Source organism: Paraplanobispora siamensis (genome assembly GCF_016863175.1).
Classification (GTDB): domain Bacteria; phylum Actinomycetota; class Actinomycetes; order Streptosporangiales; family Streptosporangiaceae; genus Planobispora; species Planobispora siamensis.
Map to the genome: position 1 here is coordinate 38,130 of NZ_BOOJ01000020.1, position 16,614 is coordinate 54,743.

General features: G+C 72.9%; 14 protein-coding genes. 8 read left to right on the top strand and 6 right to left on the bottom strand.

The genetic code is table 11. From position 1 onward, the window contains the following. Window positions 1-33: 33 nt before the first annotated feature. From Psi01_RS10335 to Psi01_RS10350, 4 genes are all read left to right on the top strand, one after another. Window positions 34-1,881, top strand: a complete 1,848-nt coding sequence (locus Psi01_RS10335; RefSeq protein WP_204063734.1) for a sigma factor-like helix-turn-helix DNA-binding protein — start codon at window positions 34-36, stop codon at window positions 1,879-1,881. A gap of 14 nt (window positions 1,882-1,895) precedes the next feature. Further along, window positions 1,896-3,272, top strand: coding sequence for a cysteine--tRNA ligase (gene cysS / locus Psi01_RS10340; protein WP_204063735.1), 1,377 nt, complete (start codon window positions 1,896-1,898; stop codon window positions 3,270-3,272). 39 nt (window positions 3,273-3,311) lie between these two features. Further along, window positions 3,312-3,788: a GNAT family N-acetyltransferase gene (locus Psi01_RS10345; protein WP_204063736.1), complete on the top strand. Its 477-nt coding sequence runs from the start codon at window positions 3,312-3,314 to the stop codon at window positions 3,786-3,788. Window positions 3,789-3,859: 71 nt separating this feature from the next. Beyond that, window positions 3,860-6,388, top strand: a complete 2,529-nt coding sequence (locus Psi01_RS10350) for a penicillin acylase family protein (protein ID WP_239127437.1) — start codon at window positions 3,860-3,862, stop codon at window positions 6,386-6,388. Window positions 6,389-6,395: 7 nt separating this feature from the next. Here Psi01_RS10350 and Psi01_RS10355 read toward each other — a convergent pair whose 3' ends face one another. The 4 genes from Psi01_RS10355 to mshB are packed head-to-tail and all read right to left on the bottom strand — an operon-like array spanning window position 6,396 to window position 8,722. Beyond that, the gene (locus Psi01_RS10355) at window positions 6,396-6,821 is read right to left on the bottom strand and encodes a hypothetical protein (protein ID WP_204063738.1); all 426 of its coding nucleotides are present in this window, start codon (window positions 6,819-6,821) and stop codon (window positions 6,396-6,398) included. A 15-nt stretch (window positions 6,822-6,836) separates the two neighbouring features. After that, a complete protein-coding gene (locus tag Psi01_RS10360; protein WP_239127432.1) occupies window positions 6,837-7,334 on the bottom strand; it encodes a flavin reductase family protein in 498 nt (165 codons plus the stop codon). 18 nt (window positions 7,335-7,352) lie between these two features. Beyond that, window positions 7,353-7,799 (bottom strand): DUF6113 family protein, encoded by a 447-nt coding sequence (locus Psi01_RS10365; protein WP_239127439.1) that lies wholly within the window; start codon window positions 7,797-7,799, stop codon window positions 7,353-7,355. Window positions 7,800-7,813: 14 nt separating this feature from the next. Further along, window positions 7,814-8,722, bottom strand: a complete 909-nt coding sequence (gene mshB, locus Psi01_RS10370; protein ID WP_204063740.1) for an N-acetyl-1-D-myo-inositol-2-amino-2-deoxy-alpha-D-glucopyranoside deacetylase — start codon at window positions 8,720-8,722, stop codon at window positions 7,814-7,816. A gap of 180 nt (window positions 8,723-8,902) precedes the next feature. On the opposite strand from mshB, the gene Psi01_RS10375 reads away from it, so the two are divergent. Next, entirely contained in the window at window positions 8,903-10,972 is a 2,070-nt protein-coding gene (locus tag Psi01_RS10375) for a S9 family peptidase (protein ID WP_204063741.1), read from the top strand. A gap of 17 nt (window positions 10,973-10,989) precedes the next feature. Here Psi01_RS10375 and Psi01_RS10380 read toward each other — a convergent pair whose 3' ends face one another. Together Psi01_RS10380 and Psi01_RS10385 are read right to left on the bottom strand one after the other, a co-directional pair. Continuing rightward, entirely contained in the window at window positions 10,990-12,759 is a 1,770-nt protein-coding gene (locus Psi01_RS10380; RefSeq protein ID WP_204063742.1) for an ABC transporter ATP-binding protein, read from the bottom strand. Between the two features lie 5 nt (window positions 12,760-12,764). Next, entirely contained in the window at window positions 12,765-14,453 is a 1,689-nt protein-coding gene (locus Psi01_RS10385) for an ABC transporter ATP-binding protein (protein ID WP_204063743.1), read from the bottom strand. Between the two features lie 101 nt (window positions 14,454-14,554). On the opposite strand from Psi01_RS10385, the gene Psi01_RS10390 reads away from it, so the two are divergent. The 3 genes from Psi01_RS10390 (at window position 14,555) to Psi01_RS10400 (ending at window position 16,577) form a co-directional block, all read left to right on the top strand. Beyond that, window positions 14,555-14,788 (top strand): RNA polymerase subunit sigma-70, encoded by a 234-nt coding sequence (locus Psi01_RS10390; RefSeq protein ID WP_204063744.1) that lies wholly within the window; start codon window positions 14,555-14,557, stop codon window positions 14,786-14,788. Between the two features lie 2 nt (window positions 14,789-14,790). Continuing rightward, a complete protein-coding gene (locus Psi01_RS10395) occupies window positions 14,791-15,351 on the top strand; it encodes a Clp protease N-terminal domain-containing protein (protein ID WP_239127441.1) in 561 nt (186 codons plus the stop codon). A 314-nt stretch (window positions 15,352-15,665) separates the two neighbouring features. Continuing rightward, window positions 15,666-16,577 (top strand): helix-turn-helix domain-containing protein, encoded by a 912-nt coding sequence (locus tag Psi01_RS10400; RefSeq protein WP_204063746.1) that lies wholly within the window; start codon window positions 15,666-15,668, stop codon window positions 16,575-16,577. Window positions 16,578-16,614: the final 37 nt, after the last annotated feature.

Consider the following 16,614-nt stretch of genomic DNA (forward strand, 5'->3'; position numbering starts at 1 on the left):
GCGGATACATTCCCCTTTGCCGGTTGGACCCCAATGAACCTCAGCCTGAGCGACATCGCGCCACCCCTGCGCTGGACCTCTCCCGGCCAGGTAGCGCCGATCGCAAACGACACCCGTCTTCCCGAGGCGTGGTGGCAGGCAATCCCGCTGGAGCGGGCCTGCTCCACCATCGGGACCTCCGAGGTCGCCGGCCGGCTGGCCGATCTCGCCCTGGCGTCCTGGGGACATCTGGCGCTCGGCGACGTCCTGCCCCTGCTCAGGTTCGCCGACCCGGCCGCAAGCATGAACACCCCCGAGGGGCTCGGCCGCGAGGCGGTGCACAAGCTGTTCACCGGGGTCCTGGAGAGGCTGCTCGAACCGGTCACCGAGGACACCGTCGCCCCGGCGCGTCCCTCCCGGCCGGACCGCCCGCTGCCCGAGCTGATCGACGAGGTCTTCTCCTCCCTGGACGACCGCCAGCGGGCCATCGCCAGGGACCGGCTCTACGCCTCCCAGCGGGTCACGCTGGACGAGCTGGCCCAGCGGTTCTCGGTGACGCGCGAGCGCATCCGGCAGATCGAGCGCGACCTGCGCGACCACGTCGAGGCCTGGCTGACCTCCGCGGACGCGGCCCCGCTGGTGGCGCACGTGTCCTGGCTGCGCGGCCGGCTGGGCTCCGCCGTACCGGCCGACGACCTGGCCGCCGCGGTGCCGTGGCACCGGACCGAGCTGGCCACGCTGACCATCCCGGCCTGGCGGTTCGTGCGCACCCTGCTGACCGGCTACGAGCAGGTGGACGGGTGGCTGGTCGCCGGGGGCGCCGACGAGCTGCGCGAGAAGACCCGGCAGCTGTTCACCGACGGGCCGCGCCCGCTGGCCGAGGCCATCACGCTGGTCAGCCAGCTCGGCATCCGCGAGGACGTGGCCGAGCGCTGGCTCATCTCCGTGCCCCAGCTGCGGGTGCTGGAGGAGCACGTGGTGCCCTGGCCGCGCAGCGTCAACGACAAGGCGGAGGCCGTGCTCGCGGTGGCGGGCAACGCGCTGACCCCCGAGGAGATCCAGGAGCGCATCGGCGAGGACTACAGCCTGGTGGGCATCCGCAACCAGCTCACCGCCGACGACCGGTTCCTGCGCCTCGACCGCAACAAGTACGGCCTGACCCGCTGGGGCGGCGAACAGTACCTCGGCATCCGCGAGATGATCGTCCGGGAGATCGAGCGGGCCGGGGGCGAGGCCTCGGTCAACACGATCGTGGCCAACCTCACCGGCCGCTACGACGTGAGCGAGAGCTCGGTGCGCGCCTACGCGGGCGGGCCCGGCTTCGAGCGCACCCAGCGCGGGTGGATCCGGGTGGCCGGCACCGAGCCGTCCGAATACCAGCCGCGCCGGGACGTCTCGGCCACCCGCCGCTGCTTCCGCAGCCGCGACGGCCGCTGGTGGCACCGGGTGGACGTCAACGCCGAGCACCTGCGCGGTTCCGGCTCACCGCTGCCCACCGGTTTCGCCGCCTACCTCGGCATGGCGCCGGGCGGCCAGCTCACCGCCTCCACCCCCTCGGGCGACGTGGTGATCAGCTGGCACAACCAGCCGACCATGGGCTCCATCCGCCCGGTGCTGGTCGCCGCCAACGCCTCCGAGGGCGACCACGTCTTCCTGACGGTCTCCGACGGCGGCGAGCTGCTCACCCGCTACCTGCCCGCGGCGATGCCCGGCATCCCGGCGCTGAACCGGGCGCTGCACCTGATCGGCTACACCGCTCCGGTGGCCTCGGAGACCGAGGGCATGCGCCTGATCGGCGCCCGCATCGGCCTGCCCGACGGCTCCGGCCGCGAGGAGGTGCTGGGCCGTCTGCGCGAGCGCGGCGACCGCGACATCCTCGGCTATCTGGAGGGCGGCGTCTGAACTAGTCTCGGTTCATGCTGCGGCTCTATGACACGCGGAATCGCGAGGTCCAGCCGGTCGTGCCCGACGGTGCCCGCTCCCTGCGGATGTACACCTGCGGCCCGACCGTCTACCGGCACGCCCACGTCGGCAACCTGCGCTCCTACCTGCTGTCCGACCTGATCCGGCGGATCGCCGAGCGGCAACGGCTCCGGGTGACCGTCTGCCGCAACATCACCGACGTCGGGCACCTGGTGGACGACGCCGAGATCGACCCGACCGGCGAGGACAAGGTGCTCGCCCAGGCGCGGGCCGAGGGCCGGGCCTGGCAGGAGATCGCCCGCTTCTACGAGGAGGCCTTCACGGCCGACACCGCGGCGCTGAACATGCGGCCGCCGGAGCACTCGCCCCGGGCGAGCGAGACGATCGACCTGATGGTCGAGATGATCGCCAAGCTGATCGAGAAGGGGCACGCCTACGCGACGCCCGACGGCTCGGTCTTCTTCGAGGCGGGCTCCTTCCCGTCCTACGGCGAGATCTCCGGCAACCGGCTCGACCGGCTCAAGCCCGGCCACCGGGAGGCCGTCGACCCGCGCAAGCGCTTCCACGCCGACTGGGCCCTGTGGAAGTCCTCGGACCGGGAGGCCACCTGGGACACCCCGTGGGGCCGCGGCTTCCCGGGCTGGCACATCGAGTGCTCGGCCATGTCGCTGCGCCTGCTCGGCGAGCACATCGACGTCCACACCGGCGGCATCGACCTGCGCTTCCCGCACCACGAGGACGAACGGGCCCAGTCCGACGCGACCGCGGGGCACGAGGTGGTCCGGCACTGGGTCCACGGCGAGCACCTGCTGTTCGACGGGCGCAAGATGGCCAAGTCGACCGGGAACGTCGTGCTCCTGCGGGACGTGGCGGAGCAGGGCCTCGACCCGCTGGCCGTACGGCTGGCGCTGATGGAGCACCGCTACCGCCAGCAGATGAACCTCACCTGGGACACCCTGCGGGCCGCCGACCGGACCCTGCGGCGCTGGCGCTCCCGCGTCGCCGAGTGGTCGGAGTCGCCGAGCTCCCCGATGCCCGCCGAGCCGGTCGCCCGGATCGAGGCGGCGCTGGACGACGACCTGGACACCCCGCTGGCGCTGCGGCTGCTGCGCGAGCTCGACCGGGACGAGTCGATCGCCCCCGGCTCCCGGTTCGAGGCCTTCCTGCACCTGGACCAGATCCTCGGCCTGGACCTGCCGGCGGACATCGGCAGGGTCAGGGTGCTGCCGCCGGGCGCGGCCGAGCTGCTGGAGCAGCGCGAGCGGGCCCGGACCGCCAGGGACTGGGCGGTCGCCGACCGCCTGCGCGACGAGCTGGCCGAGCTCGGGGTGAAGGTCTCCGACACTCCCGAGGGTCAGACCTGGAGCTGAGCGGCCGAAATGTCGGCGCCGGTCGATAGCGTCACGATCATGACTGAGACCGGTGTTGTGGTACGGCCCGCTGGGGCGGAGGATCTGGACGGCGTCGTGGCCTGCAGCGCGGCGCTGTTCGCCGAGGACGCGGGGACCCGCGACCCGGCCGTGAACGTGAACTGGCCGAAGGAGTACGGCGCGGCGAAGTTCGCCGACGCGCTGCACGACCCCGACCGCCTGGTGCTGGTGGCCGACGACGACGGCCGGATCGTCGGCCACCTGACCGGCGCGCTGTCGGGGCCGACCCCGATGCGGCCGGTCACGGTGGCCACCCTCGGCAGCATGTACGTCCGGCCCGCCTACCGCGGCCGCAAGATCGGCACCCGGCTGGTGGAGGAGTTCCGCGACTGGGCCCGCCTGCACGGCGCGCTGTACGCCGGGGTGACCGCCTACGCCGGCAACGAGGGGGCCTCGCGTTTCTTCGAACGCAACGGTTTCGCGATGCACTCCACCGTCAGGGAGGCCACTCTCTAGCCGGAGTCCTGCCAGACTTCTGAGACATGTCGCTTAGGAGGTCTGTGTTGAGGTTCCGGCCGTATGCCTGGATGCCCCGGCCGCTGCGGTGGCCGGCGCGGGTGCTCACCGTGCTGGTGGTGCTCGGGCTGGCCCTGGGCGGGGTGGTCGTGTGGAACGTGCGCGCGTCCTTCCCCCAGGTGTCGGGCGAGCTCAAGGTGGACGGCCTGACCGGCAAGGTCACCGTATATCGCGACAAGACGGGCATTCCGCACATCTATGCGGACTCTCCGGAGGACCTGTTCCTGGCCCAGGGATACGTCCACGCGCAGGACCGGTTCTTCGAGATGGACTTCCGGCGGCACGTGACCGCCGGGCGGCTGTCGGAGATGTTCGGCTCCGCGACCCTCACCGAGGACAAGGTCATCCGGACCATGGGCTGGCGCAGGGTGGCCGAGGAGGAGCTGCCGACGCTCGCCGAGAGCACCCGGCACTACCTCGACGCCTACGCCAAGGGCGTGAACTCCTGGCTGGAGCGGCACCGGGGCGCCTCCGAGCGGAGCCTGGAGTACGGCGTGCTCAAGCTGACCAACTCCGCCTACGAGCCCGAGCCGTGGACCCCGGCCGACTCCCTGGCCTGGCTCAAGGCCATGGCCTGGGACCTGCGCTCCAACATGTCAGACGAGATCGGCCGGGCCCTGGCCGCCACGAAGCTGCCGCCCGAGCGGGTGGAGCAGCTGTGGCCGGACTACCCGTTCGACGACCACCAGCCGATCGTGACCCGGGGCACGGTGGTCCGGGGAAGGTTCGACCAGGACGGGGAGCCGTCCCGGGACGGCGTGGCGACCGGCGCAGGCGCGCTGACCCGGGCCGCGCGGGCGATGCGGGCGGTGCCGAGCCTGCTGGGCGACCCCGCCGGCGGCAACGGCATCGGCTCCAACTCCTGGGTGGTGGACGGGCGGCACACCGCCTCCGGCAAGCCGCTGCTGGCCAACGACCCGCACCTGTCGGCCGCCATGCCCTCGGTCTGGTACCAGGCGGGGCTGCACTGCCGTACGAAAAGCGCAACCTGTCCCTTCGACGTCACCGGCTTCACCTTCTCCGGCGTGCCCGGCGTGATCATCGGCCACAACGACAAGATCGCGTGGGGCTTCACGAACCTCGGCCCGGACGTGGCCGACCTGTACATGGAGAAGGTCGAGGACGGCTCCTACCTGTTCATGGGCCAGTGGCGGCCGCTGACCGTCAGGACCGAGACGATCAAGGTGGCGGGCGGGCCCCCGGTCCGCCTGGAGGTCCGGGACACCATGCACGGGCCGATCATCTCCGACGTCATGGAGAACGTGACGAACGCTCTGCCCGGCGCCGCCGAGGCCGCCGGGCAGGAGGCCGACGCGGTCGCGCTGAAGTGGACCGCGCTGGAGCCCGGCAAGAGCGCAGACGCGATCTTCGCGATCGACGCGGCGCAGAACTGGCAGGAGTTCCGCACGGCGGCGGCCCTGTTCGACGTGCCCGCGCAGAACCTGGTCTACGCCGACACCGAGGGCAACATCGGCTACCAGGCGCCCGGCCGGATCCCGGTCAGGACCCTCGGCGACGGCACCTGGCCGGTGCCCGGCTGGACCGGCGAGTACGCCTGGAAGGGCACGATCCCCTTCGACGAGCTGCCCTCCCTGTACAACCCGCCGGAGGGCTACATCGTGACCGCCAACAACGCGGTCATCGACCCCGGGCGCTATCCGCACATGCTCACGACGGACTGGGCGTACGGCTACCGCTCCCAGCGCATCCTGGACCTGCTCCGCGCCGAGCTGGACAGGGGCAAGGTGGACGTCGCGGCGATGGGCCGCCTGCAGCAGGACACCCACAACGGCCTCGCCCGCTTCCTGGTGCCCGCGCTGATGGAACTCGACGTCGCCGGGCCCGCCGAGCAGGCCCGCGCGCTGCTGCGCGGCTGGGACGGCTCGCAGGGGTCCGGCTCCGCCCCCGCGATGTACTTCAACGCCGTCTGGCGCCACCTGCTGATCGAGACCTTCAACGACGACCTGCCCGAGGGCGCGCGGCCGGGCGGCGGCGACCGCTGGTTCGAGGTGGTGCGCGTCATGCTGGACCGGCCCGACGACCCGTTCTGGGACGACGTCAGGACGGACCTCACCGAGACCAGGGACGACATGCTGCGCCGGGCCCTGGGCCGGGCCTACGACGAGCTGAGCGCCCGCCTGGGCCCGGACCCCGGGCAGTGGCGCTGGGGCGACCTGCACTCCCTCACCCTGGTCCACCAGTCCCTGGGCACCTCGGGGATCACCCCGATCGAGTGGCTGTTCAACCGGGGGCCGTTCCCCCTGGGCGGCAACGACGACGCGGTCAACGCCATCGGCTGGGACGTCCAGGACGGCTACGAGGTGGGGTGGCTGCCCTCCATGCGGATGGTCGTCGACCTGGCCGGCTTCGACCGGTCGCAGTGGATCAACCTGACCGGCGCCTCCGGCCACGCCTTCCACGACAACTACGCCGACCAGGCGCCCCTGTGGGCGAGCGGCAGGACCCTGCCGATGCTCTCCGGGCGGGAGGCGGTCGAGAAGGCGGCGGCGAACACGCTGACGCTGGCGCCCGCCGGGTGAGCCCGTCTCAGGGCGTCTTCGAGCGGACCCACCAGGGCGATCTGCGGGGATAGTTGCCGTCCTCCAGGTTGGCCAGGCGCTCGAAGACGTTCCAGGAGGCCTGGTTCCCGCAGATCAGCATCGAGACGACCACCGCCACCACATAGAGCGGGAGCATGAACACGCCCGCGCAGGCCGCGTACTGCGAGGCGTGCCGGTCCTCGTGCCGGAGCAGGTGACCGGTCAGGCGGCCCTCCTCGTGCCGGGTCAGCACCACGTTCCCGAGGGTGAAGGCCCCCGCGACCGGGAACGGGATGCGGTAGCCGTACGCCAGCAGCAGGCCGTCGGGCCCGGGGGTCACCCGCGCGCGGCCCAGGCGCGCCACCAGCAGCCCCAGGGGCGTGGAGAGGTTCACGTAGTTGACGACCCGCCGCACCCGATGCCACCGCCGCATACCGGTGATTGTCCGCTATTCGGCCAGCCGGCGGTAGCGACCCTCGTGATACAGCAGCGGGGAGCCGTCGGCCGGGGTCGCCACCGCGACCACCTCGCCGACCACGATGGAGTGGTCGCCGCCGTCGTGGACCGCGGCGGTGCGGCACTCGAGGGTGGCCAGGGCGTCGTCGAACAGCGCGACGCCGAGCCGGCCGTGGTGGTGCGGGTGCGCGTCGAGCTGGCCGGTGAGGGGGCGGCCGCGGTGGGCGAAGAAGCGGGAGACCTCCTCGGCGGAGTCCGGCAGGATCGACACCCCCCATATCCCGGCCGAGAGCACCGCGTCGTGGAAGCGGGCGATCTTCTCCACGCAGAACAGCGCGAGCAGCGGATCGAGGGAGACCGAGGCCAGGGAGTTGATGGTCATCGCGTAGTCGGCGTCGTCACGGCGGGTGGTGACGACGGCGACGCCGGTCGCGAACCGGCCCATGGCCCTGCGGTAGGAATCCCGGTCCGCCCGATCATCTGTCTGCACGCAGGCCACCTTATGCAATCAGGACGGATCGGACCTGACCGGGGCGGGGCCGTACGGATGCGGGGTGAGCAGCCAGGACCCGCCGCCCCTCGACGGGACGAGCAGGACGCCCGCCATGACGGCGAACACGCCCCCGTAGAGGTAGACGTAGCCCGACAGGTCGTTGGCCACCACCACGTCGCCCTCGGGGCGCTCGCCCAGCCAGAGCATCGTGACCAGGATCCAGCCCACCGCGGGCGCCAGGGCGGCCGCCTTGCCGCCGATCCCCCGGCCGGCGCCGTAGCAGGCCGCGAACAGAGCCACGACCCAGGCGATGGCCGCGACCGGGACGGGCCGCAGGTACCACGAGTGGTGGAACCCGCCCAGCACGCCCATGAGAAGACCGGGCACGGTGAGCGCGGCGTACGTCGCCACGGCGGCCGCGCCCCGCCACGACGGCCTCGTGCCCGCCGGGACCTGCTCCATCACAACCACCGAGGCTATCCGATGCCCGCGAAGAGATCGTTCTCGCGGTCGTACGGCTCGCCGACGCCGCCCGCCTCGGCCGGCGCGCCCGGCCCGGCCGGACCCGGGACGCCGGAGTGCAGGATGAAGTGCTCGACCCCGAGCGCCTGCTGGCCGATCCCGTTGGACAGGGCGTACCAGGGCGCGTCCACGCTGATCTGGGTGGCGTGCGCGCGCATCGCCTCGAGCTTGGCGCCGACGTACGCGCGGGCGTCGATCTCGGTGGTGACGTCCCGGTCGGCGCAGCCGAACGGCAGGTCGTCCACGGACTCCTCGACGACGAAGCCGATGCCCGCCTCGCGCATCGCCTCGGCGGAGCGCCGCATGACCGAGCGGGGCAGGGCGGTGAGATAGAACTTGGCGATCCGCCACGGCTCGCCCTCGCCGAAGCCCGGGTCGGCGGCCAGGTCGAAGGCCCGCCGGGAGACGCGGTGGGCCTGGATGTGGTCGGGGTGGCCGTAGAAGCCGTTCTCGTCGTAGGTGACCAGGACCTGGGGCCGTACCTCGCGGATCACCTTGACCAGCTCGCCGGCCGCCTCGTCCGGGTCCGCCTGCCAGAAGGCGTTCGCGCGGTGGTTGGAGGCCACGCCCATCATCCCGGAGTCGCGCCAGCGGCCGGGGGCGCCCAGGAAGCGGTGGTCGGTGACGCCCAGCGCCTTGCAGGCCGCGGCGAGCTCGCCGATGCGGTGTTCGCCCAGGGTGTCGTCGCGGTCGGCGGCCAGGTGGGCCAGCTCGGGCGGGATGACCTCGCCCTCCTCGCCGAGGGTGCAGGTGACGAGGGTGACGTGGGCGCCCTCGGCGGCGTACTTGGCCATGGTGGCCCCGGTGCCGATCGTCTCGTCGTCGGGGTGGGCGTGCACGAGCAGCAGGCGCCGGTCATTCATGCCATGAGCGTATCGGGGGCCGGGGGCGGCGGGTCCGCGGGGCGGCCGGGGTCTCCCGCGCCCCTGCCGGTGACAGGTGTCACGCGGGCACCGGCTCCTGTCGCCGGGGCACCGGCGCCGCCGGGCGCGTACGGGCTCCGCACACCTGCACTGTCCGGCGGAGCTGGCAGGATGGACGGTATGAGTGAGAGCTTTCCTCGTCTGCACGCCCGGACCCGCCGTTTCAGTCTCGGTGTGCCGCGCGGCTTCACCATCGCGCCCGACGGCTCACGGGTCGTCTTCCTGCGGACGAAGAGCGGCTCCGACCCCGTCACCTGCCTGTGGGAGTTCGACGTCGCCGCCGGCGCCGAACGGCTGGTCGTCGACCCCCGCGCGCTGGACGCCGACGACAGGGACCTCCCGCCCGAGGAGCGCGCCCGCCGCGAGCGCAGCCGGGAGCAGGCCGGCGGCATCGTCGGCTACAGCACCGACACCGCGGTGACCACGGCCGCCTTCGCCCTCGCCGGCGGCCTCTACGTCGTGGACCTGCGCAGCGGGGGCGTGCGCCGCCTGCCCACCGCCGGGCCCGTGGTCGATCCGCGCATGTCCCCCACCGGCGGCCACGTCGGCTACGTGACCGGCGGCGCCTTCCACGTCCAGGACCTGGAGCAGGGGGTGGACCACGCGCTGGCCCGCCCCGAGAAGCCCGAGGTGACCTACGGCCTGGCGGAGTTCGTCGCGGCCGAGGAGATGGACCGCCTGCGGGGCTTCTGGTGGTCGCCCGCCGGTGACGCGGTGCTGGTCGAGCGCGCCGACGAGTCGCCGGTGCACAAGTGGTTCATCGCCGACCCGGCCAATCCCTCCCGCCCGGCCGTCGAGCAGCGCTATCCCGCCGCGGGCACGCCGAACGCCGAGGTCGAGCTCTTCGTCCTCGGCCTGGACGGCTCACGCGTCCGGGTCCCCTTCACCGACGAATACCTCGTCACCGCCACCTGGGACGCCCACGACCTGGTGATCGTCACCATGTCCCGCGACCAGCGCTCGATGAGCGTGTTCTCGGTGGACCCGGTGACCGGGGCCACGACCCTCCTGCGCCGCGACACCGACGACGCCTGGGTGGAGATCGTCACCGGCGTGCCCGGGCACCTCTCCGACGGCACCCTCGTCTGGGTCGCCGACTCCGACGGCGGCCGGCGGCTGGTCATCGGCGACGCGCCGGCCACGCCCTCCACCCTCCAGGTCCGGCAGGTCCTCGACATCGAGGGCGACACCGTGCTCTTCCGGGCCAGCGGCGGCGACCCCGCCGAGATCGCCGTGTGGGCCTACCGCGACGGCCGGATCACCCTGGTCAGCCCCTCCGAGGCCGGCGTCTACAGCGGGCACGTCGCGGGCGGCACCCTGGTGATCACCGGCCACACGCTCGACAGCGAGGGCCCGGTGACCCAGGTCTTCCACCACCACAAGCCGCGCGGCCACATCACCTCGCACATCGAGCGGCACGGCCTGGACCTGCGGGTCTCCCTCATCAGGACCGGCGAGCGCGAGCTGTCCACCGCCGTGATCCTGCCCGCGGGGCACGTGCCCGGGTCCGCGAAGCTGCCGGTCCTGATGGACCCGTACGGCGGGCCGCACGCCCAGCGCGTCCTGTCCGCCTCCGGGGCCTACCTCACCAGCCAGTGGTTCGCCGACCAGGGCTTCGCCGTGGTCGTGGCCGACGGCCGGGGCACCCCGGGCCGCAGCCCCGCCTTCGAGCGGGCCATCCTGCACGACCTGGCCGGGCCGGTCCTCCAGGACCAGGTGGACGCCCTGCACGGCGCCGCCGCCCAGTATCCCGACGACCTCGACCTGTCCAGGGTCGGGATCCGCGGCTGGTCCTTCGGCGGCTTCCTCGCGGCCCTGGCCGTGATGCGCCGCCCCGACGTGTTCCACGCGGCCGTCGCCGGGGCGCCGGTGACCGACTGGCGTCTCTACGACACCTGCTACACCGAGCGTTATCTCGGCCACCCGGAGGAGGGCCACTACGACGCCTCGTCCCTGTTCGGCGACGCCGCCAAGCTCGACCGCCCGCTCCTGCTGGTCCACGGCCTGGCCGACGACAACGTGGTCGCCGCGCACACGCTGCGGCTGTCCTCCGCGCTGCTGGCGGCGGGCCGCCAGCACAGCGTGCTGCCGCTGTCGGGAGTCACCCACATGACCCCGCAGGAGGTCGTGGCCGAGAACCTGCTCCTGCTCCAGGTGGCGTTCCTCAAGAAGGCCCTCGGCGTGGAGTGACCCCCGGCGCCCGCCGGTCAGCGGCGGGCGCCGGGGGACGCCCCCTCGGGGGCGCCGTGCCAGCTGCTCCACAGGGCGGCGTAGGACCCGCCGGCGGCCACGAGCTCGTCGTGGGAGCCCAGCTCGCTGATCCGGCCGTCCTCGACCACCGCGACCCGGTCGGCGTCGTGCGCCGTGTAGAGGCGGTGCGCGATGGCGATCACCGTACGGCCGTCGAGGACCGCCGCCAGCGACCGTTCCAGGTCGCGGGCCGCCCTGGGGTCGATCAGCGAGGTGGCCTCGTCCAGGACGAGGGTGTGCGGGTCGGCCAGGACCAGGCGGGCGAGCGCGATCTGCTGGGCCTGAGCCGGTGAGAGCGTCTCGCCGCCCGAGCCCACCACGGTGTCCAGCCCGGCGGGCAGGGCCTCGACCCACTCCCGGGCGTCGACGGCCTCCAGGCACGCGCGGACGCGCTCGTCGCCTGCGTCGGGGCGGGCGATCAGCACGTTGTCGCGCAGCGTGCCCCGGAACACGTGGTGCTCCTGGGTGACCAGGGCGACGTGGCCGCGCAGGTCGTCCAGGGGCAGCTCGACGAGCGGGGTGCCGCCGACCGTGACCGCGCCCTCGCGCGGGCCGTGGATGCCCGCCAGCAGGCGGCCGAGCGTGGACTTGCCCGCCCCGGACGGGCCGACCATCGCCAGCCGCTCCCCCGGCCGGACCGTCAGGTCGATGCCGTGCAGCACGTCGTGGCCCTCGCGGTAGGCGTAACGCACGCCGTCGGCCCGCAGCTCCTCGCCGTCGGGGACGCCGGAGCCCGCCTCGCGGTCGTCGGGCACCTCGGCCACGCCCAGCAGGCGGGCCATGGAGGCCCCGCCGACCTGGAGCTCGTCGATCCACATGAGCAGCCGGTCGAGCGGGTCGATCAGCTGCTGCACGTAGAGCGTGGCCGCGGTGACCTGGGCCAGCCCGGCCCAGCCCTCGATGTAGAACAGCCCGCCGACCACCAGCGTGGACACCACCGGGATCACGTAGCCCATCTCGACCGCCGGGAACCAGACCGTGCGCAGCCCGAGGGTGTAGCGCTCGGCCGCCCACGAGCGGGCGATGTCGGTGTCGGTGCGCCGGTGCCTGCGCTCCTGCAGGCCCAGCGCCTCCACCGTGCGGGCGCCGTTGACCGTCTCGGCCAGGCCGTCGGTCATGTCGGCGTACGCCGCGCTCTCGCGGAGGTAGCCGTCCCTGGCCCGCTTGAGGTACCAGCGTGTGGAGATCCACAGGACGGGGACGGCCAGCAGCGACGGCAGCATCAGCAGCGGCCCGGTCAGCAGCAGCGCGCCGACGGTGATCACGCAGGTGACCAGCGCGATCAGCGTCTCGGGCACGGCGTGCCTGACGGTGCGCGACAGCGAGTCCACATCCCGCGAGGTCCGGCTGATCAGGTCGCCCGACCCGGCGCGCTCGACGACGGACAGCGGCAGGCCGAGCACCCGCCCCACGAACTCCTCGCGCAGTTCGGCCAGGACCTTCTCGCCGAGCCTGGAGGAGGCCAGGACGGCGTATCTGACCAGTACGGCCTGCAGGGTCAGGAAGCCCGCCACGGTCAGCGCGACCACGGCGACGTCGACCCCGACGCCCTCCTTGATGTCCTGGACGAGCCCGCCCAGCAGCCACGGCACGACCAGGCCCGTGACCGCGGACAGCCCGTGCAGGGACAGCGCCAGGGTCAGCTCACGGGGGTACTTCAGCGTGAGCCTGCGGGCGTAGGCCCGGACCTGGGCCTGGCCGGCGACCGGCAGGATCTGCCTGCTCATCTGGCTCAGTCCTCCCCTCGGGTGACGGTGGCGGTGTAGGCGGGTGCGGTGGCCAGCAGCTCGCGGTGCGTGCCCTGGGCCTGGACGAGGCCGTCCTCGACGTAGATCACGTGGTCGGCGCGGTCGAGCACCAGCGGGCTGGTGGTGCAGACCAGCGTGGTCCTGCCCGCGCGGGCCTCGGCCAGGCGCCCGGCGATGCGGGCCTCGCTGTGCGCGTCGACGGCGCTGGTGGGCTCGATGAGGATGAGCACCTCGGGGTCGTTCACCAGGGCGCGGGCCAGCCGGAGCCGCTGCCGCTGACCGCCGGAGAACTCCCGGCCCGCCTCGGCGACCCGGCTGTCCAGGCCGTCGGGCAGGGCCTCGACGATGTCCTCGGCGCAGGCGGTGCGCAGCGCCGCGGCCAGCTCGTCGGCCGAGGCCCGGCCGCTGACGTCCAGCTCATCCCTGAGCGTCCCGGCGAACAGCGCGGCCCCGTTGTCGGCGACCAGGATCCGGCGGCGGACCTCGGCCAGCGGCAGCGTGTCCAGCGGCACGTCGCCGAAGTCCACGTCGCCGTCGGCGTAGCGGCCGAGCCGGTCGGCGACGGCGATGGCCTCCTCGGGCGTGGCCGCCGCGACGGCGGTGAACACCCCGGGCCGGACCGCCACCCCGGAGGCCACGTCGCGCAGCAGGCCGCCTTCGGAGCGGCCGGTGCCGCCGGTCATCTCGGGCTCCAGGTTCAGGATCCGCACCACCCGGCGGGCGGCGACGTGCCCCTTGGTCAGCTTGTCGGCCGCCTCGGTGAGGGTCCGCATCGGGGCGATCAGGAAGACCGCGTAGCCGTAGAAGGCGACGAGCTGGCCCGCGTCGATCTCCCCCTGGACGGCGAAGGCGGCGCCCACCCAGATCACCGCGGCGGTCAGCAGGCCGGGCAGCAGGATCTGCGCGCCCTCCAGCATCGACTCGACCGAGGCCACCCGGACGCCCGCGTGCCGTACCCGCTGCGACTCCCCGGCGTAGCGGTCGGCGAAGACCTGCTCGCCGCCGATGCCGCGCAGCACGCGCAGGCCGGCGACGATGTCGGCGGCCCGGGTGGACAGGTCGCCCTGCAGGTCGCGGTGGGCCTGCTGACGCCGGTGCAGCGGCTTGAGCAGCGGCGCGACGGCGGCGGCCATGACGGGCACGCCGACCAGCACCATCAGCCCCAGCGGCGGCGAGGCGTCGATCAGGATCACGGTCACCGTGCCGATGGCGACGAGCGAGCCGATGCCGCGCAACAGGATGTCGATCGCGTTGCCGATGTGGGCGATGTCGGAGTTGCCGATGCTGACCACCTCGCCGGTGGACATGCGCTTGGGCAGCGTCGCGCCCAGCCGGGTCGCCTGCCTGGCGGTGACCTGGACGGTCCGGTAGGCGGCGCTCAGCCAGTTGTAGACGGCCATGCGGTGCCGCAGGATGCCGGTCACCGCCTGCACGACGCCCAGGGCCAGCACCACGGCTCCCCAGGTCAGCAGCCCGCGGGTGTCCATGACCGTGATGGCGGTGATGGCCTTGCCGATCGCGGCGGGCACCAGCGCCATGGCCAGCCACCACACGGTGGCATAGCCGATGCCGCCCAGCAGGGGGCCCATCTGACGGCGGGCCACCCACAGCAGGTAGCGGATCGGTGAACGGGCGTCGGGAATGCCGGGATCATCGGCTGGCAGGGAGCGCATAACCGTTACAGGCTGGCAAGATCTTCCTGGCCGGGCAAACCATTTTCCCTTGACTGTCAACTATTGTTGACAAGGGAACGCCGTCAACATAAATTGACATCATGAGCGACACGGCACAACTGGCCTCCGACGCCAGCAGCCGCGACCCCTCCGTCGGCCTGCGGGCCGTACGGGCCCTGCGGATGCTGGTCGAGCGGCTGGAAGCCCTCCAGGTGGAGAACGCGCGCGAGCAGGGATGGTCCTGGCAGGAGATCGCCCACTGCCTGGAGGTCTCCCGGCAGGCGGTGCACAAGAAGTACGCGGGGGGCCGGGGGCTCCTGAGAAGGGAGAAGTGACCATGTTCGAGCGCTTCCAGCAAGAGGCCCGCCAGGCGGTCGTCCTCGCCCAGGAGAACGCCCGGCAGCTCAGGCACCACCACATCGGCACCGAGCACATCCTGCTGGGCCTGCTCGCCCAGCCGCAGAGCCTGTCGGCCCGGGTGCTGGACCGGCACGGCCTCGACCACGCCCGCGCCATGCAGGCCGTCGCCACGCTGATGCCGCCCCAGGGCGGCGACGACATCGACGCCGACGCCCTGGAGACGATCGGCATCGACCTGTCGGCCATCAAGGAGAAGATCGAGGCCGCCTTCGGCCCCGGCGCCCTGGACCGCCCCGCACGCCCCGACCGCAAGGGCCGCCTCTTCGGCGGCCGCCACATCCCCTTCACCCCGCGGGCCAAGAAGACCCTGGAGCTGTCCCTGCGCGAGGCGATCCACCTGAAGCACAACCACATCGCCGACGGCCACATCCTGCTCGGCGTCCTACGCGAGGGCGAAGGCCTGGGCGCCCGCATCCTCGCCGAGGCCGACATCGACCTCACGACCCTCCGCCAGGAGATCGTCACCGAACTCGGCTGATCCCACCCCGCCCGGCGGCGAAACAGACCGAGCCTGCGGAAAAACCAACCGGCACGCGGTGCTCATGGACAGCAGGCCCGAGAAGAACCCCGGCACGTTCAAGAGCCGGATCAACCGTGCCGGGCTGACGGAGTCCGCCTTCCCCGCTCTCGTCGACGGCACTTTGCGGGGCGGCTTCGCCCTCACCGGGGGTCTGACCGCCGGCATACGCCTGGCCCTTCCCCGACGTGCGGCCCGGGGGCCGTACGGCGTGCGGGACGATGGGCGGAAAAAGAGATTGAATCTCCAGCCGCTGGAGGATTGAGGCTCGTCCCGTGAACGACCGCACCCAGCTGTTCACCATCGGGCAGCTCTCCGACCGCACCGGCCTGTCGGTGCGCACGATCCGCTTCTGGTCCGACAGCGGCATCCTGCCGCCGACGCGCCGTTCCGCCGGTGGGCACCGGCTCTACGGCGCCGAGGCGGTGGCCCGCCTGGACCTGGTCCGGACCCTCCGCGAGCTGGGACTCGGCCTGGACACCGTCCAGCGGGTCCTGGCCGGGCAGGCCACGATGGCCGAGGTGGCAAGGACGCACGCGGACGCCCTGGACGCGGAGATCCGCACCCTGCGGATGCGGCGCGCGGTGCTGCGGTCGATCGCCCGGCGTGGGAACACGGCAGAGGAGATGAGACTCATGCACGAGATGGCCAGGCTGTCGGCGCGGGAACGGCAGCGCCTGATCGACGACTTCGTCGACCGCGCCTTCGAGGGCGTCGGCCCCGAGGCGCCGGGAGGGCACATCGCCCAGGCGATGCGGCGGCTCCCCGCGGAACTGCCGGACGAGCCCACCTCCGAGCAGGTGGACGCCTGGATCGAGCTCTCCGGGCTCATCGCGGACGGCGGCTTCCGGCAGCGCGTGCGCCAGATAGTGGTGGCCGGCGCGCAGGCCGCGCAGGAGCAGCGGGAGCCGTACGACACCGCCCCGATCGTGGAGCACGCCGGGGGCGCGGTGGAGGCGGGCATCGCCCCTGGCAGCCCCGAGGGCGGGGCGGTCCTGGAACGCATCATCGCCCCCGACATCCCGGCCGGGGAGCGCGCCCGGCTGGCCGAGGAGATCGAGATGTTCACCGACCGGCGGGTGGAGCGCTATTGGCAGCTGATGGGCATCCTCAACGGCTGCTCACCGATCCCGACCGTCACCCCCGCCTTCGAATGGTTCGCCGCCGCCCTGCGCGCCCACCCCTGAACCGGCGAACCCCCGAGAGAGCGCGGCTCGCGGTGGC